Below are 24,990 nucleotides of genomic sequence, written 5' to 3' on the forward strand. Positions count from 1 at the left end.
TATTTTTATGAAAAAACTAGTAATTCTGCTGCAGCTTTTTGCTGTAATGTTCTTAAGTGCATGTTCTAATGGTGAACATATAGCTGATCTTAAATCCCCTACCGAAGTTGTCTCATACAACAACGGACCAAAGGTATGCATTGCTGATGTTACCGACAACCGTCTTTTTGTTGGCAATGAGAATCAGCCTAATCTGCCATCAGGCGAAATATTAAGTCCTGATTACAAATCACGTGCCTATGCAAGACTTAAGAATTCATTCGGTTCACAGACCGGTGCAATGCTGCTGCCTCGTGATAAGACTGTAACCATGGTGGTTAAGGAAATTCTTGAGAGAGCATTGAATGATGACGGTTATACCGTTGTTCAGGATGCCGCAGCCGAAGATTCAGATACCATTATTATGGCTGTAAGTATCAAACAGTTCTGGACCTGGGCTGGTCTTGAGAAGATCAACGATAACATCAACTCAGATATTGAGCTGGATGTCTATACCCAGAATCAGGGAGCACAGAAGCACATAAATCTTAAGAACAGACAGACCAGAAAAGTGCTGACTGACACCAGAACTTTATACAAGACCACTACAGAACAGTCTTTATCCAATATCTACAATCTTGCTGTAGAGAAATTTAAAAATCTTCAGTAATCCTTAGTAAATACAACAGCCTCTAGCAGATCCTCAGAGGCTGTTTTAGAAACGCCTTTCCCTATACATTGAAAGAACACCTCTGTAAAAACACCTTTTTTGCATCATCCTCTTAATTATTAAGTGAAAATCAGTAACTTTTTTCTGCCTTAATCCCTCAATAAAATTGAAAAAACGCCCATTCAAAGCGTATAATGTTCATTCAGTTTTTGTTTATTTTGAATATTGATTATGAAAAAAATGCTTATCGCAGTTGCAGGTTCACTTGCCCTGCTTGCAGCTGGCTGTACATCACTTCCAGAGGGCGCTCGTAAGATGACTCTGAATATCAATTCAGTTGACTTTCAGAATAAAAACAATGTTGAAGGCTTTTTAGTTGACTACACTGTTCATCACTCATCTGCCGAACCAATGCCAATTGACAAGGTAAAAATCAATATCAAATTAAATGGCAGAGAAGCTGCTAATTATGTAAATGATACAGACACTCGTATTGTTAATCGTGAGGATAAGCAGTTCCAGACTTTCGTTCCAGCAAACAAGACCTATGCTGTTGCAAAGAAGAGTCTGATTTCAAATCCAATGCTTCAGCTGCAGGTGGATGCAACTGTTGAAATTATCGTTGATGAGAACACCAGCCACGCTGAGTCTGCATTCAACGTCAAGAAAAACTATAAAGGTATAATCCATGGCACAGCTAACTAACGCAGATTACAGAAAGAATTCCTTTGAACCAAGAATTGCTGTTGTTCAGTTAATCTTCGGTATCATCTACGGATTTGTTACCGGTATAGGTATCATTCTGGCTTTCAGAGTACTGGAGGCTACCGGTGAACAGCCTTGGCTTCAGTATTTCTTCGTAGTACTGTTCGGTGTACTGGCTGCAAAAAGCTTCTACATCTACGCTAAAACACGTATTGCTCAGAATACCGGAATACAGGTGGTTGCAAGAGTTGAGAACATTGTTCCAACCCACGGTATCACTATTGTTGAGGGCATGCTGGTGATGCCTGATGAGACCACTCTTCCAATCGAGAGCCGCTTTGCAGGTGAGACCGTTGCCCACGAGCTGAAGAGATTCCTGGATGAAAACAAAACCAAAAAGCTTCCAGCTTTACTGGTAAATAAAGATACCAAACATCCAAAGGGACAGTTCCTGGTAAAGACACGTGCAGGACATCTTGATCCTGAGTACATGAATTCATTAAAAACAAGTAAATAATAATTAGGATTTTCAGATTATGAGTCTTTTAAGTACAAAAGAAATCCTTGCAGGAAAAGTTGCTATCGGAGAAAAAGTAACTCTTGCAGGCTGGATTCGTACCCGTCGTGATTCAAAGGCCGGTTTTTCATTCCTGGCTGTTAACGATGGTTCTGGTTTTGATAACGTTCAGGTTATTGCTCAGAATAATTTAGATAATTATGAGTCAGATGTTTTAAGACTGACCACCGGCTGTGCTGTTGTAGTTGAGGGAACCTTAAAGGCTTCTGAAGGTAAAGGCCAGGCTTACGAGGTATTAGCCGACAAGATTATCGTAACAGGTTTCGTTGAAGATCCTGATACCTACCCTATGTCTGCAAAGCGTCATACTGTAGAGTATCTGCGTGAGTATGCCCACCTGCGTCCTCGTACCAATCTGATGGGTGCTGTAATGCGTATCCGCAACACCGTTGCTTATGCAATTCACAGCTACTTCCAGCAGAACGGCTTCATGTGGGTAGCAACTCCTCTTATCACTGCATCAGACTGTGAAGGTGCTGGTGAGATGTTCACTGTTACCAACTTCGATTTAAACAACGTTCCAAAGAACGACAAGGGCGAGGCTGACTTCTCAAAGGACTTCTTTGGCAAGCACGCTTACATGACTGTATCAGGTCAGCTGAATGTTGAGACCTATGCAAGTGCCTTCTCAAAGGTATACACCTTCGGTCCTACCTTCAGAGCAGAAAACTCAAACACCACCCGTCACTTAGCTGAGTTCTGGATGGTTGAGCCAGAGATGGCATTTACCGACTTAAATGGCTGTGCAAAGACCGCAGAAGGTCTTCTAAAGCACGTATTCAAGACAGTTCTAGAGCTTCGTTCAGATGACATGAACTTTATCGCTCAGCGTGTTGATAAGGATGCAATTACCCGTCTTGAGAACTTCGTAAAATCAGACTTTGCTCAGGTTGATTACACTGACGCAATCGAGATTCTAAAGAAGGCTACCAAGAAGTTTGAGTACCCTGTTGAGTGGGGTATCGATCTTCAATCAGAGCACGAGAGATATCTTGCTGAAGAGCACTTCAAGGCTCCTGTAGTTGTTAAGAACTATCCAAAGGATATCAAGGCTTTCTACATGAAGCAGAATGAAGACGGCAAGACTGTTGCTGCTATGGACGTTTTAGCTCCAGGTATCGGTGAAATCATCGGTGGTTCTCAGCGTGAGGACAATCTTGAGAAATTAGATAGACGTATGGATGAGCTTGGACTTAACAAGAAAGACTACTGGTGGTACAGAGATCTGCGCCGTTACGGTTCGGCTCCACACTCAGGCTTCGGCTTAGGCTTCGAGCGTCTGATTGTTTATATCACTGGTGTTGGTAACGTACGTGACGTAATTCCATTCCCACGTACTCCACGTTCAGCTGAGTTCTAATTCAATCCAATGAATTTAATATAAATTTGGGGAGCAATGCTCCCCTATTTTGTATGAACCAAACAAAAAAAATTTGCAGAAATCTTCAGTTTTGAAGATTATTCCAATTCACCAATCTTCCTACCTGTTTATAATCCACAATCCCAGAAGACACACTACAACACCAACAATCTTATTCCAGCTTACAGGTTCCTTATACAGAAGATATCCAACAGCAATCAGTAATATAGCTAAAAACGCGCTCGTTACAATATAGGCAGAGCTTATGGGCCACCCAGCCTTATAAGTATATATAAAACCAGCTTCAAGTCCTAACAGACACAGACCGAAGGCAAATGGCACCCAGTTGGTTTTTGCATACTCAAGCAGAAGGCCTGACTTCTCGTCCTTGGTAAGGAAATAGATGACAAAAGAGGCAAAGGCAGCAACAAGGTAAGTGATGGTAAGTGCTGCAAAAGGATTTATTCCTGAAGGAAAGGATTTTGCACAGATATTATAGAAAATGTTGGACAGCACAATCAGTGCAATCGGCCAGATGTAGGCTATCATAGAAGTACTCCTTAATAGTGTTACTTTTGGCCTGAATCCGCACCAGGTACCCAACGCGTAGTTAAAATTCTATCACTGCATAGAAGGTGCACCACTAAAGTATGTAATTCTTTCCTTTATGGTGCAATTTAATTTATTTTACAGAAAACACTATTTTTTCTAATAGATTGGGATATGATAAAGAAAAGTTACAAATTATCTGAGGATTTTATGATGATTAGAAGTTTCAACGGTTCATGGTGGCGCCCTGCTTAACTGCGGGTAGAACTGTTGTACTTATAGAGGACCCGCATAATAGCGGGTTTTTTCGTATATATGGGTCATAAATTTCAGAAAGAATTATCAAAATATAAGGTGTGAATATGAAGTCGATAGCGTTTGATACAAAATATCTAAAAGAAGCTCACCTGTTTTATAAGGAATACTGTCACAAGAACAATACCATTCTTTATGAAAGTGCCGAGATTATAGACAAGAGCGGAGTTCAGTCATTAATCGGTGTTTCTGCAGCCCTGAAGATCACCTGTGAGGATCTGAAGGTTAAGGCTCAGGCTTTAAATAAGAACGGTAAGGCTCTTTTAAAGCTGATTGCAAAAGAGCTAAATCTTTCTGCTTCCGAAGACTCTCTTTGTGTTGCCTATGAAAGACCTGATCATGAAATGGATGAGGAGAGCAGATTAAAGGCACCTAATCCATTTGAGGTTTTAAGAAAAACCATAGTAAGTATCAAAGGCTGCAAGAATATCTTTATAGGTGGACTGATATCCTTTGACTATATCAATAACTTTGAGTACATAGGTGAGCTTAAGAAAGGAGAAAATCCTTGTCCGGATTACGGCTTCTACGTATTTGATATAGCTATCAGATCAAATCACCAGAAACAGAAGACTCAGATCGATGCCTATGTATTTGATGAAGATTCTTACAAGGAAATCGCCTTTGAGACCCTTGATCTCAGAGATAAAATCGACGACTTCAGTCAGGAAGATTCACTGGTAATAAAAAAGGTCACACCTAAGATTGATCCTGATCTTGATGATGAGAAATTCGGTGAAATTGTTGCTAAGGTAAAGCAGCACATTATCGACGGTGATGCTTTCCAGGTGGTACCATCAAGAACCTTCAGACACAGATGTAATGATCCGCTGCTCGCCTACTCCTATCTGAAGAAACTCAATCCTTCCCCTTATATGTACTACATCAAAGATCCTGACTTTATCATCTTCGGAGCAAGTCCTGAGTATGCGGTAAGATTTGAGGCGGAGGAAAGACGAGTTTCAATCAGCCCTATTGCCGGTACCCGCGCTCGTGGTCTTAACGAGGATGGCAGCATCAACAAGGAGCTGGACAGCCGTATCGAGCTTGAACTTAGAACTGATACCAAAGAGGTGGCCGAGCATCTTATGCTGGTTGATCTGGCCCGTAACGATCTTGCAAGAATCAGTAAATGCGGTTCCCGTTATGTAGACAATATGCTGCATATTGATAAGTACCAGTCTGTAATGCATCTGGTATCAGATGTTCATGCAGTTCTAAGAGATGATCTGGATGCTCTACATGCCTACTGTGCCTGTATGAATATGGGAACTCTTTCCGGAGCTCCAAAGATCAAAGCTCACGAGCTTATCTATAAGTATGAAGGCAAGAAACGTGGTTCCTACGGTGGTGTTATAGGCATACTCTCAGAGGATGGTTCAATGGATACCTGTATTGCTATCAGAAGTGCCTTTGTAAAAGGAAATACCGCTTATGTACAGGCAGGTTGCGGTGTAGTATTTGATTCAGACATCAAGGCAGAGTGCCTAGAAACGGTCAACAAGGCAAAATCCGTTCTTTGTGCCCTAGCTCTGGCAGATGAGGAGTAGCATCATGGCAAACATTATATTTATCGATAATTTTGATTCCTTTTCCTACAACCTCGTAGATGAGCTTAAGGTTCTTGGCAACAATGTCATGGTATTCCGCAATGATGTAAGTGTTGCCACCATTATGGAACAGGCAGAAAAACAAAGCGAGAAGTACAAGGTTATTATTATGCTCTCCCCAGGCCCTTCAGCCCCAAAGGATGCAAACAATCTTCTAGCGATTATAAAAGAGAGTCTTGGTAAATACCCTATGCTTGGAATCTGTCTTGGCCATCAGGCTCTGGGTGAGGTTTTAGGTGGAAAGGTTGTAAAAGCTCCGGTGATTGTACATGGCAAGAGCTCCATGATGCAGCATACAGACAAACTGTGTTTTAAAGATCTGCCTAATCCTCTTAAGATTGCAAGATACCACTCACTGGTGGTTGAGGATTTACCTTCTGAGGTTGAGACTCTGGCACAGTATGACGGTATGTGCATGTCACTGTACTCAGAGAAGTACAATGTGCTTGGATTCCAGTTCCATCCAGAATCAATCATGACAACCTTTGGAAGAAATCTTCTGAAGAATGCAATTTCGACTCTGACTGAGTAAATTTAATATAAGCACCAGCAGCTAAAGTAGTAATGCTATGCTGGTGTTTTAATATCAACCTAATCTCTTCCTCTCTCTTTCTCACTCTTTCTTTCATACTTCTTGCAGGTGCACCAAAAACGATAAATCATGCTAATTTTTAGTGCAAATTAAACATTTTTCTGTTTAATATAAAATTCACATTTACTTTTATAAAAATTTGTTTAATATAAAAACATAAGGTAACTAAAAAAGAGTAAAAAAATGACACATTCAGTACAGATTACATTTAAGGCATCATGGTGGCACCTCGCAAATTAGCGGGGATTTTGTGTTTGTACTAAGAAAAGATTCAGATGAAAAACCCGCAAATAAAATTGCGGGTTTTTTCGTATATACAGTTTGAAATTCACATTAGGAGTCTGATTATGAACTCATTACTTGAAAAGCTTTATGCAAAAGAAGATCTATCTTTTACCGAGACTAACTTAATCTTCAAGGATATCTTTGCAGGTAAACTTGATCCAATCCTTTTCAGTTCTCTTCTAACCTCTCTGAAGATGAACGGCTATACAGCAGATGAAATCGGCGGTGCAGCAACAGCAATGATTGATGCAGCACTTCCTTTCGAGCGTGAACGCAGCATCGATACCGGTGAAATCGTAGGTACCGGCGGCGACCGTTTAAAGACCATCAACATTTCTACTATTTCAGCCTTTGTCTGCGCAACCTTAGGTCTTCATGTAGCAAAGCACGGTAACACTGCAGTTTCCTCAAAGTCAGGCGCATCAGACGTTTTAACCGAGCTTGGATATAACATCAGAGCAGAAGAGAATGTAACCAGAAGATGTCTTGAAGAGGAAGGCTTTGCATTCTTCTTCGCTCAGAAATATCACACCGGCATGAAGTACGCAGCTCCTGTACGTAAGGCATTAGGTACCTCAACCATCTTCAACATTCTAGGACCTCTGACCAATCCTGCCCGTGTCAACTATGAGCTTTTAGGCTGCTATGACGTAAATCTTCTGGAAACTCTGGCAAGAAGTCTGAAGCTAACCGGTGTACAGAGAGCCATGGTAATCAACGGCAACGGCATGGATGAGATTTCAATCTTCGGTGAAACCCATGTATCAGAGCTAAAGAAAGACGGCTCAATCAAGAACTATGTTCTGACCAATGATGATTTCGGTATCAAGGGCAGTTTCAGACAGGAAGACCTTCTAGGCGGTTCACCTGAGGAGAATGCGCGCTCAGCACGTGCTGTGCTTGAAGGTAAAGGTACCGATGCACACAATGCAGTAGTTGCTGCCAATGTATCAGCTATGCTTTATCTTGCTGAAAAGGTAAACAACTTCAAGGACGGTTACGAGATGGCTTATGACGCTATCCGTTCAGGCCGAGCCATTGAGAAATTAGAAACCATCACCAGACTGTCAAACTCATAATTAAGGATAAGAGATGTTACACACAGAACCACTGACAGCTGAAGCAAAAGCATATCCAGGACTTAATTACGAGGAAATTGAGGGAACTGTACTTGCAACCATCATCAACCGCAAGGTTTTAGATGTAAAGGACATTAAGGTCACAGGTGAGCGTACTCTTCCACGGGTATCATTTAAGGATGCCTTAGGCAGAAAAGATTCCCGTAACTTTATTTTAGAGTGCAAGCAGTCATCCCCTACCTTAGGTGATTTCTGCAAGGACTTTGATCTTGATAAGCTTATAAACTGCTACGAGAAACATGCCAGTGCGATTTCTGTTCTGTGTGAAAAACATTTCTTCAAGGGATCACTTGAGTATCTGAAGTTTGTAAAAGAGAGAACCACTCTTCCGGTTCTGTGCAAGGACTTTATCATCTGCCGAGAACAGCTTGATGAGGCTTATATCGCAGGTGCAGATGCCGTGCTTCTGATGCTGAGTGTACTTTCAAAGGAAACCTATGAAGATCTTTACGCTTATGCACATAAGCTTGGTCTTGATGTTTTAACCGAGGTTGACACTAAGGCAGATGCACTTTACTGCAGAGAACATAATATCGAGATTGTAGGTATTAACAACCGTGATTTAAGAACTCTGAAAATCGATCTCAACAATGCAAGAGAGCTTTCAGTCCTCTTTGATAATAAGGTAAAGGTTGTCTCTGAGTCCGGAATCAACAGGCACAGTGATCTCACCTTCCTTAAGCCAATCAGTAATTTCCTTATAGGTTCAGCTTTAACCGGTGATGAGGATGTAGAGTTCAAGGCAAAATCCATGCTCTACGGACTCAACAAGGTATGCGGTCTTACCACCAAAGAAGCTGTTGAATGCTGTGCAAAAAACAACGTAAGTATCGGTGGTCTTATCTTTGCGGAAAAATCCCCTCGCTATGTAACTCCAAGCAAGGCAAAAGACATTACCAAAGGCTGTACTGATGACTTGAAGTTTGCCGGTGTCTTTGTAGATGAAGAGCTTGAGGTCATGGTAAAGACAGCAAAGGAAGTAGGACTCTCCTATATCCAGCTGCACGGACATGAAAGTACCGAGCTTATAAAAAAGCTTCGTGAAGAACTTCCTGATATAAAGATCATCAAAGCAGTAAATATTAAGAGTAGCGATGATTTTGCACTTATCGATAAATACGATGAGCTGTGCGATCTCTTTATTCTTGATTCAGCCTCCCCAGGATCAGGGGCAAGCTTCGACTGGAACTCTATTCCCAAGAGCTTAAATCATGAAAAGATTCTGCTCTCAGGCGGCATTGGTCCTGATAATGTGGAGCTTGCCCTAAAACAAGGCTTTTTGGGACTGGATTTGAATTCAAAGCTCGAAAAGGTTAAAGGTATAAAGGATACCGGACTGATTAACGAAGTCTTTAAGACCATCAACAGATACTAATAAAAGATAAAAAGAATAAATACGGAGTAATAAATGACTATTTTAAATCCATTTTTTGGAAAATACGGCGGACAGTACGTTCCTGAGGTTCTAATTCCAGCCTTAGATGAGCTTGAGAAGACCTTTGTTGAATGCAGAGATGATCCTGAGTTCAGACAGGAGTTATCCGATCTTCTGAGAAAATATGCGGGAAGACCAACTCCGCTTACTCTGTGCAGAAACCTGACCAAGGGAACAAAGACCAAAATCTTTTTAAAGCGTGAAGATCTGCTTCACGGCGGAGCCCATAAGACCAATCAGGTGCTAGGACAGGCTCTTCTGGCAAAGCGCATGGGCAAAACCAGAATCATCGCTGAGACCGGAGCCGGTCAGCATGGTGTAGCAACCGCACTTATCTGTGCCCTACTCGGCTTTAAGTGCCGAATCTATATGGGTGCAGTAGATACAGAAAGACAGAAGCCAAACGTATTCCGCATGAAGCTTATGGGTGCCGAGGTTATCCCGGTATCAGTTGGTGCTGCAACCTTAAAGGAAGCCTGCAACGAGGCTCTTCGTGACTATGCTGCAAACTTTGAGAATACCCACTACATGATTGGTACTGCAGCAGGTCCTCACCCATTCCCTACAATCGTCCGTGAGTTCCAGAAGATTATCGGCGAGGAGATACATAAGCAGATTATAGAGGAAACCGGCAAACTTCCGGATGCCTGTATCGCCTGTGTAGGCGGCGGTTCTAACGCTATCGGTGTATTTACAGACTTTCTGGATACCGATGTTCCTCTGTACGGAGTTGAGCCTTACGGTCTTGGCATTGAGACTCCTAAGCACGGCGGTACCTTAGCCCGCGGTGAGGACGGTATCTTCTTTGGAGCATATTCAAAGAATCTTCAGACCAAAGACGGTCAGATAAACGAGTCCTATTCCATCTCCGCAGGTCTTGATTTCCCATCAGTAGGACCTCAGCATGCCTACCTGAGTGAAACAGGTCGTGTCACCTACGTTGGTGCCACTGATGATGATGCCTTAGATGCCTTTGTGGAACTGTCACAGAAGGAAGGTATTATCCCTGCCTTAGAGTCCTCTCATGCACTGGCCTTTGCCTTAAGACTTATGAGACAGAATCCTGACAAGGAGCAGACTTTGGTGGTTAATATCTCAGGTCGCGGTGACAAGGACATCTTCAACGTATCAAACATTCTAGAGCAGAAAGGCTGTATATCCTCAAGCGGAATCTCTACTGCCCCACTGAAGGTTACAAAATAAGGAGAAACTATGAACAACCGTTTTGAAAAGAGATTTGCTAAGCTTAAGGAACGTAATGAAGGCGCCTTTATGCCATTTGTCACCCTGTGTGATCCAGATAAGGCAACGTCTCTTGAGATTTTAAAGAGTCTTTTAAAGGGTGGAGCAGATGCCTTAGAACTAGGCTTTCCATTCTCAGATCCATGTGCTGACGGCCCAATCATCCAGAATGCAGACAAGCGCGCTCTAAACTCAGGCGCTACTACTGATGATTTCTTTGAGGTTGTAAAAGACTTCCGCCGTGTGGATGATGAAATTCCTATCAGTATTCTGGTATATGCAAACGTAGTTGTTGCCCGTGGTATCAGAAAATTCTTTGCCGATGCTGCTGCAGCAGGTATTGATGCGGTGCTGATTCCTGATATTCCAAGCAACATGATTCACACCTCCGGTGATTTTGAACAGGCTGCAAAGGATGCAGGAGTAGACACAGTACTGATCGCTCCTCCTAATGCTTCAGATGAGATTCTTGAGACCATCTCAAAACACTCAAAAGGTTATACCTACGTATTATCCCGCTATGGTATCACCGGTACCGAAAACACCTTCGGAAAGCCTGTAAGAGTTATTGAAAAGATTAAGGAGCTAGGCGGTGCCGCACCGGTTTTAGGTTTCGGTATCTCTACTCCTGAGCATGTTAAGAAGGCGATTGAAATTGGTGCTGCAGGTGCAATCGCAGGTTCTGCCTGTGTGAAGATCATTGAAGAGAATCTGCACGGACTGCCTCTGATGCACTCAAAACTTGAAGAGTATGTAAGAAGCATGAAGGCTGCAACCTTAAAAGCTTAAATCCTAATGGCAGGTCAGATTATGGTGCTGACCTGCTCCTTTCTTAGAAACTACCGCATTTTCAATAACAACTTTGTGACCTTTCTTTTAAGTTAGTGATTTTCTGCTAGCAGTTTTCTTCTCAAAAACTACAATCAAAACGAATTGTCCTCTTAATTTGACTGGAGATTGTATATGTTTAGCTCTTTTAAGCAGATAACCTGTGTAGTTGGAGTTTCTCTATCCCTGACTTTGGCAGGATGTCAGAGTACCACTCAGAATCAGAATCTTACCTACTGGACACCTCAGTCACAGGTAGCCAAAGACTTTGTTACCTATGTAAATGAAGTTACTGATCCTAAATCAGGCAAGTTCATTCCAAAAGAGGATCGTATTGCGGTCTTCGATATGGATGGAACTCTGGTTGGTGAAACCTATCCATCTTACTTTGACTGGGTGATGTTTACACATAAGGTTCTGCGTGATCCTGACTACAAGGCCCCTGCCTACATGAAAAAATTTGCCAATCAGCTGGAGGAAGGATGGAAGAGCGGAAAGCTTCCAAAGGATGCCGAGAAGATTCATGCAAAATACTCCTTTGAATCCTTTAAGGGTATGACTATTGATGAAGTGCAGGCCTATGCACGAGAATTCATGAAGACAGATGCCAAGGGCTTTAACAACCTAAAGCGTGGCGATGCTTATTTCCGTCCTATGATTTCACTGGTTAAGTATCTTGAGAAAAAAGACTTCACCATTTACATCGTCAGCGGTACAGAAAGAAATATCGTAAGAGTTCTTCTGGAGAATGTACTTGATGTTCCTTCAGACAGAATTATCGGCTCAGATGGTGTAATCAAGGCTACAGGCCAGGGAAACAAAGATGGACTTGATTATGTATATCAGCCAGAAGACAAACTTATTTACACCGGTGAGTTAATCACCAAGAACGTAAAGATGAACAAGGTACCTATTATTGCAAGAGAAATTGGAAAGGTTCCTGTTCTATCCTTTGGTAACAGTTCAGGTGATCTGTCTATGTCTCAGTACATCACCAACAACAAAAAGTATGAATCACGTGCCTATATTCTCTTAGGTGATGATTCTCAAAGAGAGCACGGCAGTGATGCCAAGGTAGAGAAACTGAAGAAGTGCTGTGAGGATCATGGCTTCTATACCATTTCCATGAAGAATGATTTCGCTACAGTATACGGAGATGATGTTACTCTGCAGAAGTAAACTGTGAAATGAATTTAGCATGAATAAGCAGTAGCTCTAAAAACTACTGCTATTTTTTTATGGGAAATAGCAAAACATACCAATATTGCAAGTTAAGAATTAACCTTAGGCACAAACTCTATTCTCAAACTTCTACCCATGGCATCTGCAAGTTTTCTGAGCAAAGCTACGCTTGGATTTCTCGTGCCATTCTCAAGTCTGGAGATATCAGCCTGACTTATTCCTGATTTTATGGAAAGTTCTTTCTGAGTTAAACCAGACTCATGTCTTGCTTTCATGAGAGCTTTTGTAATCTCCATTTCAGGTTGAAGTGCTTCATATTCTTTTTTAAACTCTTCATCCTGTAGAAGTTCATTTGTCAGTTCTTCTAGGTCAGTCATTTCTGTAACTCTCTTTGGTTAAAAAATAAGTCTTTCTTCGTTCTTTTGCCAATGTAATTTCACTTTGTGGAGTTTTTTGTGTTTTCTTAACAAATCCATTGGTTGCAATAATGATTTTTTCATTATCAAAAAAATAAAGAATTCTTACGATATTACCACCTTCTATAGTTCTCAATTCAAAAATACCATCATCAAGATGTTTACTTAACGGAGCTCTAGCTTCATTTCCAAGCTCTTCAAGGAGATGAAGGTCTGTTACAACTTTTGCCTTTAGCTTCAAACTTAAAGATTTAATAAAAAGAGCTAAAGGTTTTGTTCCATCAGAATCTCTGAAAAAATATACTCGAAATTTCATATAATCCTTATATGTTATATATAGCATATTATATCATATTTTCAAGTTCTGAATTACTCAAACATTACCGTGAAGGTGCAATTGGTAATATGTGGAGATTAATTGAAAATAATATGAAAAGAATAAAGATGAATCATAAAAGATTACAGTGCTCATATATAATGAGCACTGATTTTTAAACTAGGATCTAGAAAGCTTCAGATCTCCTTCACGAACCCAGCCGATCTTCTTTAAAACCATATTGATTAAAGGACAGATAACAGCTGGCATTACAAATGAAATCATAATAAGTCCAAGCCAGTCAAAGGAAGTAATCGCGGCCTTTGAGCCTGATGCAACATCATTGACCCAGCCACTGTATACACCTAACTGACCGACAAAACCACAGGTTCCCATACCTGAGGAAACCGCGGTGCCATTCATCTGCAGACCAAAGAAGCAGGTAGCGACAGGTCCTGTAATAGCAGAGGTTAGAATAGGAGCAATCCAGATCTTTGGATTCTTGACAATGTTGCTTAGCTGCAGCATTGATGTACCGATACCCTGTGATACCAGACCACCAACACCATTCTCTTTATAGGACATTACCGCAAAGCCAACCATCTGGGCACAGCAGCCTGCAACAGCAGCACCACCGGCAAGACCCGTCAGACCTAAAGCGGCACAGATAGCAGCAGAAGAAATAGGAAGAGTTAGAGCTATACCTACCAGAACACTAACCAGAATACCCATTAAGAAAGGCTGCAGTTCTGTAGACATCATAATCAGCTGACCTAGTGAGCTTGCAGCCTTACCAATTGGAGGAGCAATAGCGATAGCCAGAGCTACACCAACAAAAATTGTCACAAATGGAGTAACCAGCAGATCAACTTTGGTCTCTTTAGATACAGCTTTACCAAACTCTGCTGCAACAATAGCAATTATTAAAACAGCCAGAGGTCCACCTGCTCCACCTAAACCATTGGCAGCGGCGCCTACAACTGTAAGTGAAAACAGAACCATTCTTGGACATTTAATGGCATAACCAATAGCAATCGCCATGGCTGGACCTGACATAGCAGAGGCATATCCGCCTATAGTCACAAGAATTTCAATACCAAGCTGTCTTCCCAGGGTGGACATAATGGTACCAATAAGTAGTGAACAGAACAGGCCCTGAGCCATAGCTCCCAGTGCATCAATACCGTAACGATGCAGAGAGATTTCAATATTCTTTCTCTGTAAGAAAGCTGATAACGAACTCATCGTATATTTCCTAACAATTTTATTATTTTTTATTCTGAAAATACGGTCTGTTATAACCGCAAAGATGCTGCCTATTTTAGCATTTTGAAGAGAAATATGATCTTAATTTACAACCCCGTATTTAAGGCTTACGTGCAGTTTTACCAGGCTCAATACAGCAGATTCACAATTAAAAGGCTAAAAATTGAGATTTAAACCACATTGTTAAAAACAAAAGATATGAATCTCTCAAAGAGCTGTATATCCTAAACAATACACAAAATAACAAATAAAAATAATAACAATAAGAAGAGAATGAATATGGATAAATTAGTTACAACTGCATGCGGTTTAGGACCAAACTTCTTTCTGTCAGCATGTGATGCAATTCTGGCTAGAAAATCACCAGAGAAAACTATTCTAGCAAAAGGTTCAGAGTCAATTCTTTCTACCAAAAACTCTGATAATAAGAAACAGAAGATTTAAGATTATTCTTAGAATCTCAACAAATATAGTCAACCGCCAAAGCTCATAATAAACACCGCCGAGCTTTGGATAGATGTCCGTGTGTTTACTCTCCTGCAATACCATCCCATTCCATCATATTAAGTCAGTCTCATGCACTTTAAGTAATCCTTCTGTTTTAAACAAAACATAATAGAAAGATTCACGATGTTTTTTCTCATTCCCTCATATAATTGCACATAAAAAGACTATAATAAACTTCATTTTTGAGTAACCCTAATCTGAGGTCTGCCTTTGGCAGAAAGTATTTTGAATCTTAATTCTCCTAAAGAAAATATTCTTTTCATGCTCGGACATTTTGCAACCGACATCTCTCACGGTTCGCTGCCAATTATCCTTGCATATATGTATCAGGCAGGAAAGCTTGATTCCTATTCCGATGTAGCCATGCTGATGATGGCCAACACTATTCTAAATGCTATAGTACAGCCTTTTGCAGGTAATCTTGCCGACTCAAAACCAAGACCATATCTTATGAGTCTCGGTATTGCCCTATCCTTTAGCGGTGTTATGTTCATCGGACTTGTTGAGAATCAGATCCTGCTCTACTCTCTTGTCTGTCTGAACGGACTTGGCAGTGCCATCTTCCATCCTGCAGGAGGAAAAATGGCAAATACCTTCGGCAAAGCAAAGCTTGGCAAGAGCATGTCAATCTTCTCGGTAGGCGGAAATGCAGGTATGGCAGCAGGTCCATTCTACTTTACCGGCCTTTATATCCTCTTTGGTCTGAATGCAACTCTGGCGATGTGTGTACCTGGTCTTATCATGATCATTATCTACACTCTTAAAAACCGCTACTATGTTGTTGCCTGCAGACAGGAGCAGAAAAAGGTTGCCAAGGCAAAGGCACAGTCTGAGGAGCAGGAGAACATCAGAGGTTTTATCATCCTTGTATGTGTACTCTTTTTAAGATCAGCCGGCTGGTTCTCCTTTATGGCCTTCCTGTCACTTTACTATATGCACAATCTGAACATTTCAGATGAGCTTGCTACCCTGCTAAACGGCATGGTCTGTCTGTGTGGTGCCATTGCCACCTACTTTGGAGGAACCATCTCCGATCGCATCGGTTTCAATAAAATGGTGACCATAAGCTCCCTGCTGTCTGTACCATTTATAGTAAGCTTTACCTTTACCTCTAATCCTTTGCTGGCAACACTGCTTTTAATTCCATTCTCAGTGCTGTTCTTTACAGGTATGTCCCCAACAGTGGTTATAGGACAGAAATTCCTGTGTCATCATGTGGGAATGGCAACCGGCTTTACCATCGGATTATCCATGAGCTTTGGCGGACTGGTAGCACCTCTGGTAGGCAGACTTGGTGATGCTTTTGGAATTGAATACGTTATGTATGCTGTTGCCGCCTTTATCACAACCGCAGCTGTTACTACTCTGGTTATTCCTAAGATTCCAGTAAACAGATAACAGCATAAAATCCCAGACGGTTCAGTTACTCTCTATCTGCTGAACCGTCAGTCCCGCAATTTCTATCAAAAAATAAATCCTTTCTCTATTATGCTCATTAAAATATAACTTTTCAGCTTTAATATAGATCACATCTTTTTTAGGAAAATATTAAAACAGACATTTTAGAATGTCGGGAATCCCTGATAATTCTGAAATTTTTACAATTAGAGTTGCCACCTAAGAAAGCGCATTGCACTAGGATTGAGCAAGTTTTTCACCATAACAAAGCGTTTTTCTTAAAAGATAATTCTTTTTATATTCAGTTAGTTAATGACTAATATTAAAGTTTTAGGGGTTACTCTCAAAGTTAATATTTTATACATTTTATTCAATCTAAAAAATGATAGAATGAAATCGTAGTTGGACGCTACCCGAATTTTTTTGGAGGTGGACAAATGAGAAGTGATGATGTTTTTGGGAGAGATTTTATTGATATCGTATGCAGACTTTTGAAAGTTTTTGCTTTTGGCTTCTGCGCAGTAATGGTCTTCTCCTTAATCAATACCAACAGCTTTGAGTCATGGAGCAATGTAGCTGCCGTTCTATTTGCAGTTGCAGTAGTCATGTGCTCAATCTTCTTAGGTCACAATCTAAAAAAACGCTGGATTAACTAGCTACATAAATAATTCACAGAAGAGTGCAAAGGCACTCTTTTTTTTGGCCTCTAACCTTCTGCCGAAGCTGACACACCAGGACTTTTGCTATAGTTCCACCCTATAGCCAGCTATTGAAATTAAGTATTTCACGAAGCTTCCGTATTTTTATATACTGCTTTCTGAGGGTAGTTAGATTGATATTCTGGCATAAGCAGTTAGCTGCCTTTTACCAAATCTTTTGGTGCTTAAAATTTGTTAAGTTTTATCTTACCTTTCATAGTCCAGTGCCTTTTGACACTGGATTTTTTTTAAATGGCGCTGATGGCGTCGGCAAGTTCAGATAATGAGGCTTTAAGCTGACTCTCAGAGAGATCCTCATCATAAACATGGACTCCCAGAGGAATTGAATGGGCAAGTTTGGTGAAGGCGTACACATGAACATTCACTGAGCGCTCGGCATCATTGATGGTTCCTGTAGCCTCGAACAGTACGCTTTTATTGTTTTTGGAAACAGGAGCGTAATTGATGTTGGTAATAGTGGTCTGATACTCTTCAAGCTTTTCCTTTAGACGGTTTTCAAGCTTGGTAAAGGTCTTAGGTCTGAAAGCGGTGATTAGAGTGACATATGCCCAGCTTCCAAAACCGAATTTCTCGAATTTTCTGTCAATTCCAATCTGCTCCATAGCAATAAAATGTTTAAGATAGTTAGAACGACCTTCAATCAGATCTCTTACCGCATCACATTTTCCGGCCATAAAACCAAGCTTGACGCTTTTGCCGTACGCGCGCTGGTGCATTCTGAACAAACGGTGCTCGGCAGGCACTCTGCAGTAATTGTCAGGAAGCTTTACCTCAAAGGCCTTGTGCATAAAAGCAACGTTCTCAGTCTGAGCGTTTGCACAGGATACTGATGAGATAAAAAAGATACCGAGCAGAACAGATAGAATTTTTCTCATAAAAACCTCAAAACACTTTTAAGGTGAGAATGATCTCACCTTAATGTTAGATTTTTATTAGTTCTTTGCAACAGAGTTCAGAAGAGTAAAGTAAGTTGGGAAAGTTTTTCTGATGCAGTCAGGATCATTGATCACAACATCTCTGTCAAAGGCAATCAGTGACATACACATTGCCATACGATGGTCGTTGTAGGTATCAAATACAGGAGTTGCATCATTACGCTTTGAAGTATCAATACTGATCCAGTCATCTCCGGATTCAACCTTTACTCCAAGCTTGCTCATCTCCTTAACCATGGCATCAATACGATCGGTCTCCTTAACTCTCCAGCTGGCAATATTCTTGATGACAACCGCTGAATCAGTATACATGGCAAGAGGAACCAGAGTCATGGCAGCATCAGGCATTGCATTCATATCAATCTCAATACCGTGAAGCTTACCTGACTTAACAAGAATAGAGTTCTCCTGACGGGTAACCTTGGCGCCCATCTTCTTTAGAATGTCAAAAAACTTGATATCTCCCTGGACACTGTCTGAAGGCAGACCGTAAATCTCAAGCTGACCTTTAATAGCAGCAGCTGCCGCAAAATAGGTTGCACCGGTAGCATCGCCCTCAATCAGGTAGGAGCCAGGAGAAGTATATCCACTGCCTTCCACCTTAAAGGAGGAGTAGCCGTTGCGATGGACCTTGGCACCGAATTTTTCAATCAGCTTTACGGTTAAATCCACATAAGGCTTCGAGATCAGATCACCGCTTACAGAAATATCAAGACCGCCGCATACAGGAGCAGTCATTAACAGAGCTGTAATAAACTGACTTGATGTATCTCCGCTGACACGAATTGCGTGTTTCTTAGGAGTGGTACCACGGATCTGCAGAGGAGGAAAACCGTCATTGTTCAGGTACTCGATATTACAGCCAATCTCCTTTAAAGCCTCGGTTAGAGGTCCGATTGGGCGTTCCATCATACGAGGTTCACCGGTTAGAGTGAACACACCTGAGGATACAGACAGTGCTGCACATAAAGGTCTCATGGCAGTGCCGGCATTACCGAGATCTAGTGTAAGCTGATTTAAACCGTTGTCAAAAACACCGTCAATACCAGTTACGTCAATAGATCCGGTAACAGCATTAAGATTTACTCCCAGCTGTTTTAAAGCCTCAATCATACGGGCTGTATCATCAGATTTTAAAACGTTTAAAAGCTTGGTTTTGCCTTTGGCCATAGAAGAAACCAAAAGCGCACGGTTAGACAGACTCTTTGAGCCCGGCATAATCACCTGTCCGCTAACAGACTGAATCTTCTTTAATTTAAGTGAAGCTGTTTTCAATTCTTCATGTCCTTAAGTATTGTTTCAACACACTCAAAAAATCTGTCATTCTCCTGAGGGGTTCCGATGGAGATTCTAAGGATAGTCTTAAGCTTGTAACCTAAAAGAGGTCTTACAATCACGCCCATATGCAGCAGACGATCAGCAATCACAGCGGCATCATAGTCCTTAAAGTCGATAGCCACGAAATTTGCAAAGGAAGGGATCATGAACAGACTGTTCTTCTTACAGAAATCGGCATATCTTACGCGCTCACGAGTATTGTTCTCTACGGTCTTATCCAGAAATTCCTTATCATCCAGTGCAGCACAGGCTGCAGCCAGAGCTGCAATATTCACATTAAAAGGAGCTCTCAGACGGTTCAGAATAGAGGTAATCTCTGGGTTGGCCAGCATATAGCCTACTCTTAAGCCTGCAAGACCATAGGCCTTTGAGAAGGTGCGTGAAACAATCAGATTCTCAAACTCATCAAGCCACTTTGCTGTATCCTCAAATGAATCATCTCCGCTGTTAAACTCATTGTATGCCTCATCGATAACAACCAGAGTCTCCTTTGGAACCTTCTTAAGGAAGTTATACATATCCTTTGAAGAGATAGCTGTACCGATTGGGTTTGATGGATTTGCAAAAGCGATAATTCTGGTTTTGCTGTCAATTGCAGCAAGAATTACCTCTAAATCGGCACAGTAGTTCTTAAGCGGAATAACCTTGGCCTGTGCTCCGTTCACAGTGGTTTCCATAGGGTAAACCACAAAGGAGTATTCAGGGAAGATTACGTTAACATCTTTGTTAACAAAGGCTTCAAACAGAAGATTTATAAGTTCATTAGAGCCTGCGCCTAAAGTAATACGCTCAGGCTCATAGCCGAATTTGGACAAAAGCTTCTGCTTGAGGTAATAGCCGTTTGAATCAGGATAAAGATTGCCCTGCTCAATCGCCTCAAAAGCAGCTTTTTTTGCCTTCTGGCTCATGCCGAATGGATTTTCGTTTGAAGCAAGTTTGATTACATCGGAAAGACCAAGTTCACGCTGAACTTCCTCAATAGGCTTTCCGGCCTGGTATGGTTTTATTAAAGTTATGCCACCATTAGCAAATGAACTGTACTGTGTCATTTTTACATCCTTATTTTATTAAAACCATTGTAAAGACAAACGAAGTAAAGCTCAAATACCGGTATCACAAATAAAAAAGGTGTCCGTTTGTGTGCAAAATCATTTAAAAAAATGTCTTAAACACCAAAAAAAACTTTATATGCTTAAATTGTGAAATTTGGAATACAGTATAGCGAAAGGAATCAGGCTTTTAATTATCCGCTTCGTTAAAAGATTACACATAACAAAACTGCAATGTGAACAAAAGACAGGAACTATGGCAATCGGCTAATAAGATGACGGCTGTTTTTCTCACTTTCAGACTTCATGTCATACATTTTTCTGTCAGCAGCCTCAATAAACTTCTCAACAGTATTAAATTCATCACTGTAGCTGACTGCACCGATGGCAATTGAAAGACGATAAGGATCGGTATTGGTCATATTGGCATTTGAGATATTTTTATTCAGATTATCAATAAATTTGCCGACGGTATTCTCAGGATTCTCCTTGATAACCACAATGAACTCGTCACCGGCATAGCGGCTTAAAAAACAGTCCTTTGAGAAGGCTGACTGACGCAGACAGTTAGCCATACAGATCAGAGCCTTGTCGCCCTGAGTATGACCGTAGGTATCGTTAATACTTTTGAATTTATTTATATCTATAAAAATAAGATTAAGAGAAGAAGTCAGCTCGTCATCCTTTTCAAAAAGTCTGGAGAGATAACGATAAAGCTCGTTGCGGTTGTTCATACCGGTCAGAAAATCTCTGGATACGGCTCTGGACTGAGATACTATGTGAACCACGAATACAAATGAAACCATAGCGATAAAGAAAATCGGCAGATTAAAGATCACAGCAAAAGGCCACAGAAGCATTGGCACATAGACAAAGAGAACCAGTCCGAACTGAGCGGTTCTCCGAGACAGGAACACACCTTGCAGAAGCTCAGAGACAAAGATATGCACATCTTTCAGGGTTAAAAGGAAACATAGAAACTGAGCTAAGGCCAGACACATTAAGACCTGGTAGAAAACCCGGCAGAATGAGGTAGACAGGACCTCTGCAGAGTAAATCACCAGCTTTAAGACAAAACAGATATAAGCTACACAGAAAAGACTCACCAGAATAAAGGCTGTTCTGTTTAAGGTTCCCTGAAATGTTCTGATACTGTGTATCTGTTTTCGCATTACTATAAACAGATAGTAAGGAAAGAAACTGTTCAAAAGCAGAATGGAGAAAGTCAGAATCAGAAAAATCCGATCAACCCAGGCAGTAGTATCAAGTTCGAGATCAAAGACAAATACATTTAAGGTTGAGAACAGACCGATAGCCACACACTGAACAATCAGCATATTGGATATTCTGGAGATAAGATAGGTATTTGAAGTACGGTTGGATTTCTCGTTGTACTTGATTCTGCTGATAACAAAAAACGCAGCCAGAACCAGATATATGAGCGAATGCCCATAAAAAAACTGAAAAGATCTATTCAGTGTATAGAAATCCAATCCAAACTGCATATCAAGCTCTTCCTCAGAGAATAGCGGTATTTTCTCTGATTGTAGTAATTCTTTTCAGTTCCTGCTGCTTGTATAGATTTGCCTTAGCCTCATGAATGAAAGAATTCTGATCTTTTAAATCATGGCTGTATGCCACATACCCAACAGATAGAGACAGTTCAATATTGTCGTTTCTGATGCTGTTTAACTCTGAAACTTTCTTATTTAGTCTTTCAATATAATCTTCAATATTGAATTCAGGCACTTCATGAATAACTGCTACAAACTCATCTCTTAAGAAACGGCATAGAAACAGACCATTCGCTGGTGCTGCACTCTTAAGACAGTTGGCAACACTGATAAGAGTTTTATCACCTGCCTCATGTCCATAATTATTGTTGAGATTCTTGAAATCGTCAATAGTGATAACCATAAGTTTGAAACTTGCGTCAAGCTCTGAGCGTTTTGCAAAGAGTCTGTCAAGATATGTCATCAGAGCATTGCGGTTATTCATACCGGTAAGAAAATCCACCGAAACCTGCTTCAGTTGGGAAATTACATGAATCACATAGACCAGAATCACTGTGAATGTATACATTACAGGAGCATAGAACAGGAAATTCAAAGGCAGTAGTAAAAACTGCAGGTAAAGAATCGCACCTAAAGCAATATAGATTCCCCTCTCGGAGAAGTATGTTCCCTGTAATAGCTGATAGATAAACTTATGAAAATCAGGCAGAGCAACAGCAAAGGAGATGATACCGGCCAGAACAATCGCATCATCAAGATTATGCAGAAAAACAGTACTTAACGGAGCCTCAAGATAAACCAGACAGGTAGTGTAGCCAATTGCAGCAAAGAAAATCAGAGTGCAGACAATAAAGAAAGCCGTAAAGATTCTGAAATTCGAGCCCCGGACAAAGGTACCGCGGTTATAGAACTGTCTGATGAGAAACAGCAGAATATACGGATAGATAAAGGACATGTAATTGGTCAGAAGACCGATGATAACAAGGGCAAAGCGAATTCCCTTGACATTACCGAGCTGAAATTTCTCATTCAGATAGAACAGAGTACAGAAAGCCGCATAGGCCACAGAATGAAGCAGCAGCAGATAAGCTGCATTGATACTGATTCTGGTGGAGGAATTAAGGCGAGACTTATCATGGCGGATCACGCTGACTAAAATCAGCATACAGATCACCACAAAATACAGCAAGGAAGTATCAGTTACGAAACTAAAAGACAGCATCTTGAGAGGCTTCCTTTTTCTTCATTTTTTCCCTGTACATCTGCTTGTCTGCCCTGGACACAAGCTCCTTGATATTACGTGCATTAGGCTCTGCATGTACATAGCCGCAGCTTACGGACACCTCATATTTCTTGTCCGAGAAAATCAGGCGCTCTTCAAGCTCAAAGGAGATGCTCTGAATAATTCTCTTCACATCTTCCTCATCCTGAGTCTGGGTTATCAGTACAAACTCATCACCGCCCATTCTGGCCACAAAGGCATTATGCTCACCGGCAATGCTCTTTAGGGTCTTGCCCACAAGAGAGATAGCCTCATCACCTTCAATATGACCGTAGGTATCATTAATCTGCTTGAAGTGATCGATATCGATAAAGACAATATAGGCACCGGAGTGATCTTTGCTGATAAAGACATTATTGATGTACTTGCTGAAGCTTACACGGTTATTGACTCCGGAAAGAGGATCCTGAGAAATCAGAGTACGTGATCTGGTCATGTAGTTAAAGAACAGGAAGGCTGCCAGTGAAAAACCTACTTCCACGTCATTGAACAGCATCTGCTGGGCAAAGAGAGCGATACCTAAAACCACATAATAGAAAAAGTGCTTTCTGGCTATATATTTGATATCAAAATCAAGATTGTACAGATAGGACTTATAGCACAGCCAGGCTCCGACGATTACATAGAAGTTGACGATAAAATAAAGACTTATGGAGGTGGCAGAATCAATAATATCTCTTTTATCCTCCAGAAGCATTGCATGGAAATTGAACAGTACCAGAAGACCGGCCTCGAAAAATCCCGGGACAAGGTAGCGCCAGTCATTGGTGTTGGAATAGCGGAGAAACTTTTCCTTTAATTCATTTAAAACCAGATAGAAAACAGCAACTACAGCAAGCAGCACACTCAGCTGCCAGAGAAGCACAAATACATAGGAATTGACTTGATCAAGATTGAAAGAGGAAACTCCAATAACAATGACTCGCATGAGCATTGTAATAAACACTGAAATAATTGCTATTGCATGAACGCCTAAGGTTCTTCCTTCGGATTTTATATTGTTATATAACATTGGCATCAGCATCAGTGTTGAAAACAGCAGAAGCCAAAGTTTTCCAGCTAATATTCCCACGATTGTTTCCTATTTAAGCCAAAATCCCCATTTTTGGCCATACAAGACAATTTTAAGGCGATTGAGAAATAAATACAATTAGCATCAATATATTATCAAACTCCTGTCACTATCTTTTTGTAAGGCACTAAAGCCGTTTGGTAAACATAAAATACAGATATACGAAATATGTTAATTCAGAGGAATTTGAGAATAATCGACAAAAAAGGGTAATTAACTGTTTTGTTAAATCTATAAATAGATTATAATAGTTAATAAAATTTATAGGTTATATATTATTATGAATAAAATTATTCCAATTGGACAAGCAGCAAAAATATTAGGAGTTCATGTTCAGACATTAAGAAACTGGGAAAAGTCAGGAAAATTAAAACCAGACAGTATATCGCCTGGCGGTACCAGAAGATACAGTCTTGAACATATTCTTTCTCTTTCAGGTAAGACATTACCTGTTCAGACAGATAACAGATACACTGTTGCGTATGCAAGAGTAAGTAGTCACGATCAAAAAGAAGACCTAAAAAGACAGGCGCAGGTGCTTGAGTTATACTGTGCTGAACATGGATATGAGTATGAGATGATTACCGATTTAGGCTCGGGCATGAATTACTATAAAAAAGGCCTGACCTCTTTAATCAACAAAATTCTCAATAATGAAGTTAAAAGACTGGTGCTTACGCACAAAGACAGATTATTAAGATTCGGAGCAG

Annotated in this window: 25 protein-coding genes; 15 read left to right on the forward strand and 10 right to left on the reverse strand. The window is 40.8% G+C overall.

Going from position 1 to position 24,990, the window contains the following annotated elements; genetic code table 11:
- Positions 1 to 7 precede the first annotated feature (7 nt).
- From BM308_RS06475 to asnS, 4 genes are all read left to right on the forward strand, one after another.
- Positions 8 to 649 (forward strand): hypothetical protein, encoded by a 642-nt coding sequence (locus BM308_RS06475; protein WP_074943863.1) that lies wholly within the window; start codon positions 8 to 10, stop codon positions 647 to 649.
- Between the two features lie 231 nt (positions 650 to 880).
- Complete coding sequence (locus BM308_RS06480) at positions 881 to 1,354, forward strand: hypothetical protein (RefSeq protein WP_074943864.1); 474 nt, start codon at positions 881 to 883, stop codon at positions 1,352 to 1,354.
- The gene (locus BM308_RS06485; RefSeq protein ID WP_074943866.1) at positions 1,338 to 1,871 is read left to right on the forward strand and encodes a hypothetical protein; all 534 of its coding nucleotides are present in this window, start codon (positions 1,338 to 1,340) and stop codon (positions 1,869 to 1,871) included. The genes BM308_RS06480 and BM308_RS06485 overlap by 17 nt, the downstream gene beginning before the upstream one ends.
- 19 nt (positions 1,872 to 1,890) lie before the next feature.
- Positions 1,891 to 3,291 carry an asparagine--tRNA ligase gene (asnS, locus tag BM308_RS06490; RefSeq protein ID WP_074943868.1) on the forward strand — a complete coding sequence of 467 codons (1,401 nt, stop codon included), beginning with the start codon at positions 1,891 to 1,893 and terminating at the stop codon, positions 3,289 to 3,291.
- A 120-nt stretch (positions 3,292 to 3,411) separates the two neighbouring features.
- Here the strand turns inward: asnS and BM308_RS06495 are convergent, their stop codons facing one another.
- On the reverse strand, positions 3,412 to 3,840 hold the full coding sequence (locus tag BM308_RS06495) for an EamA family transporter (RefSeq protein WP_074943870.1): 429 nt from the start codon (positions 3,838 to 3,840) through the stop codon (positions 3,412 to 3,414).
- Between the two features lie 362 nt (positions 3,841 to 4,202).
- Between BM308_RS06495 and BM308_RS06500 the strand changes: the two genes are divergently transcribed.
- From BM308_RS06500 to BM308_RS06530, 7 genes are all read left to right on the forward strand, one after another.
- Positions 4,203 to 5,705 (forward strand): anthranilate synthase component 1, encoded by a 1,503-nt coding sequence (locus BM308_RS06500; RefSeq protein ID WP_074943872.1) that lies wholly within the window; start codon positions 4,203 to 4,205, stop codon positions 5,703 to 5,705.
- 4 nt (positions 5,706 to 5,709) lie between these two features.
- Positions 5,710 to 6,297 (forward strand): anthranilate synthase component II, encoded by a 588-nt coding sequence (locus tag BM308_RS06505; RefSeq protein WP_074943874.1) that lies wholly within the window; start codon positions 5,710 to 5,712, stop codon positions 6,295 to 6,297.
- A 407-nt stretch (positions 6,298 to 6,704) separates the two neighbouring features.
- Positions 6,705 to 7,721, forward strand: a complete 1,017-nt coding sequence (trpD, locus tag BM308_RS06510; protein ID WP_074943875.1) for an anthranilate phosphoribosyltransferase — start codon at positions 6,705 to 6,707, stop codon at positions 7,719 to 7,721.
- Positions 7,722 to 7,734: 13 nt separating this feature from the next.
- Entirely contained in the window at positions 7,735 to 9,156 is a 1,422-nt protein-coding gene (gene trpCF, locus BM308_RS06515) for a bifunctional indole-3-glycerol-phosphate synthase TrpC/phosphoribosylanthranilate isomerase TrpF (RefSeq protein ID WP_074943877.1), read from the forward strand.
- Positions 9,157 to 9,189: 33 nt separating this feature from the next.
- Complete coding sequence (trpB, locus tag BM308_RS06520; protein WP_074943879.1) at positions 9,190 to 10,419, forward strand: tryptophan synthase subunit beta; 1,230 nt, start codon at positions 9,190 to 9,192, stop codon at positions 10,417 to 10,419.
- 9 nt (positions 10,420 to 10,428) lie between these two features.
- On the forward strand, positions 10,429 to 11,247 hold the full coding sequence (trpA, locus tag BM308_RS06525; protein WP_074943880.1) for a tryptophan synthase subunit alpha: 819 nt from the start codon (positions 10,429 to 10,431) through the stop codon (positions 11,245 to 11,247).
- A 174-nt stretch (positions 11,248 to 11,421) separates the two neighbouring features.
- Positions 11,422 to 12,465, forward strand: coding sequence for a haloacid dehalogenase-like hydrolase (locus BM308_RS06530; RefSeq protein ID WP_074943882.1), 1,044 nt, complete (start codon positions 11,422 to 11,424; stop codon positions 12,463 to 12,465).
- Between the two features lie 92 nt (positions 12,466 to 12,557).
- Here the strand turns inward: BM308_RS06530 and BM308_RS06535 are convergent, their stop codons facing one another.
- The 3 genes from BM308_RS06535 to BM308_RS06545 form a co-directional block, all read right to left on the reverse strand.
- Complete coding sequence (locus tag BM308_RS06535) at positions 12,558 to 12,845, reverse strand: helix-turn-helix domain-containing protein (RefSeq protein ID WP_074943883.1); 288 nt, start codon at positions 12,843 to 12,845, stop codon at positions 12,558 to 12,560.
- Positions 12,838 to 13,200, reverse strand: coding sequence for a type II toxin-antitoxin system RelE/ParE family toxin (locus BM308_RS06540; RefSeq protein ID WP_074943885.1), 363 nt, complete (start codon positions 13,198 to 13,200; stop codon positions 12,838 to 12,840). Before BM308_RS06540 ends, BM308_RS06535 begins: the two co-directional genes overlap by 8 nt.
- Positions 13,201 to 13,380: 180 nt before the next feature.
- A complete protein-coding gene (locus BM308_RS06545) occupies positions 13,381 to 14,445 on the reverse strand; it encodes a PTS sugar transporter subunit IIC (protein WP_074943886.1) in 1,065 nt (354 codons plus the stop codon).
- Between the two features lie 300 nt (positions 14,446 to 14,745).
- On the opposite strand from BM308_RS06545, the gene BM308_RS13335 reads away from it, so the two are divergent.
- The 3 genes from BM308_RS13335 (at position 14,746) to BM308_RS06555 (ending at position 17,027) form a co-directional block, all read left to right on the forward strand.
- On the forward strand, positions 14,746 to 14,910 hold the full coding sequence (locus BM308_RS13335; protein WP_177214424.1) for a hypothetical protein: 165 nt from the start codon (positions 14,746 to 14,748) through the stop codon (positions 14,908 to 14,910).
- Positions 14,911 to 15,183: 273 nt separating this feature from the next.
- Positions 15,184 to 16,371 carry an MFS transporter gene (locus tag BM308_RS06550; protein ID WP_074943888.1) on the forward strand — a complete coding sequence of 396 codons (1,188 nt, stop codon included), beginning with the start codon at positions 15,184 to 15,186 and terminating at the stop codon, positions 16,369 to 16,371.
- A gap of 437 nt (positions 16,372 to 16,808) precedes the next feature.
- Complete coding sequence (locus BM308_RS06555) at positions 16,809 to 17,027, forward strand: hypothetical protein (RefSeq protein WP_074943890.1); 219 nt, start codon at positions 16,809 to 16,811, stop codon at positions 17,025 to 17,027.
- 290 nt (positions 17,028 to 17,317) lie between these two features.
- Here the strand turns inward: BM308_RS06555 and BM308_RS06560 are convergent, their stop codons facing one another.
- From BM308_RS06560 to BM308_RS06585, 6 genes are all read right to left on the reverse strand, one after another.
- Complete coding sequence (locus BM308_RS06560) at positions 17,318 to 17,965, reverse strand: hypothetical protein (protein WP_074943892.1); 648 nt, start codon at positions 17,963 to 17,965, stop codon at positions 17,318 to 17,320.
- Positions 17,966 to 18,022: 57 nt separating this feature from the next.
- Positions 18,023 to 19,300: a 3-phosphoshikimate 1-carboxyvinyltransferase gene (gene aroA / locus BM308_RS06565; RefSeq protein ID WP_306705611.1), complete on the reverse strand. Its 1,278-nt coding sequence runs from the start codon at positions 19,298 to 19,300 to the stop codon at positions 18,023 to 18,025.
- Positions 19,297 to 20,412, reverse strand: a complete 1,116-nt coding sequence (hisC, locus tag BM308_RS06570; RefSeq protein WP_074943893.1) for a histidinol-phosphate transaminase — start codon at positions 20,410 to 20,412, stop codon at positions 19,297 to 19,299. The genes aroA and hisC overlap by 4 nt, the downstream gene beginning before the upstream one ends.
- Positions 20,413 to 20,666: 254 nt before the next feature.
- Positions 20,667 to 21,917, reverse strand: coding sequence for a GGDEF domain-containing protein (locus BM308_RS06575; protein ID WP_074943896.1), 1,251 nt, complete (start codon positions 21,915 to 21,917; stop codon positions 20,667 to 20,669).
- A 13-nt stretch (positions 21,918 to 21,930) separates the two neighbouring features.
- Positions 21,931 to 23,148, reverse strand: a complete 1,218-nt coding sequence (locus tag BM308_RS06580; protein WP_074943897.1) for a GGDEF domain-containing protein — start codon at positions 23,146 to 23,148, stop codon at positions 21,931 to 21,933.
- On the reverse strand, positions 23,135 to 24,280 hold the full coding sequence (locus BM308_RS06585; RefSeq protein ID WP_074943899.1) for a GGDEF domain-containing protein: 1,146 nt from the start codon (positions 24,278 to 24,280) through the stop codon (positions 23,135 to 23,137). The genes BM308_RS06580 and BM308_RS06585 overlap by 14 nt, the downstream gene beginning before the upstream one ends.
- 280 nt (positions 24,281 to 24,560) lie before the next feature.
- Here BM308_RS06585 and BM308_RS06590 point away from each other — a divergent pair.
- Positions 24,561 to 24,990 (forward strand): IS607 family transposase (locus BM308_RS06590; protein WP_074943900.1); only part of this gene is annotated, 430 nt, incomplete at its 3' end.

Source organism: Succinivibrio dextrinosolvens (assembly GCF_900116345.1).
GTDB classification, from domain to species: Bacteria; Pseudomonadota; Gammaproteobacteria; order Enterobacterales; family Succinivibrionaceae; genus Succinivibrio; species Succinivibrio dextrinosolvens_B.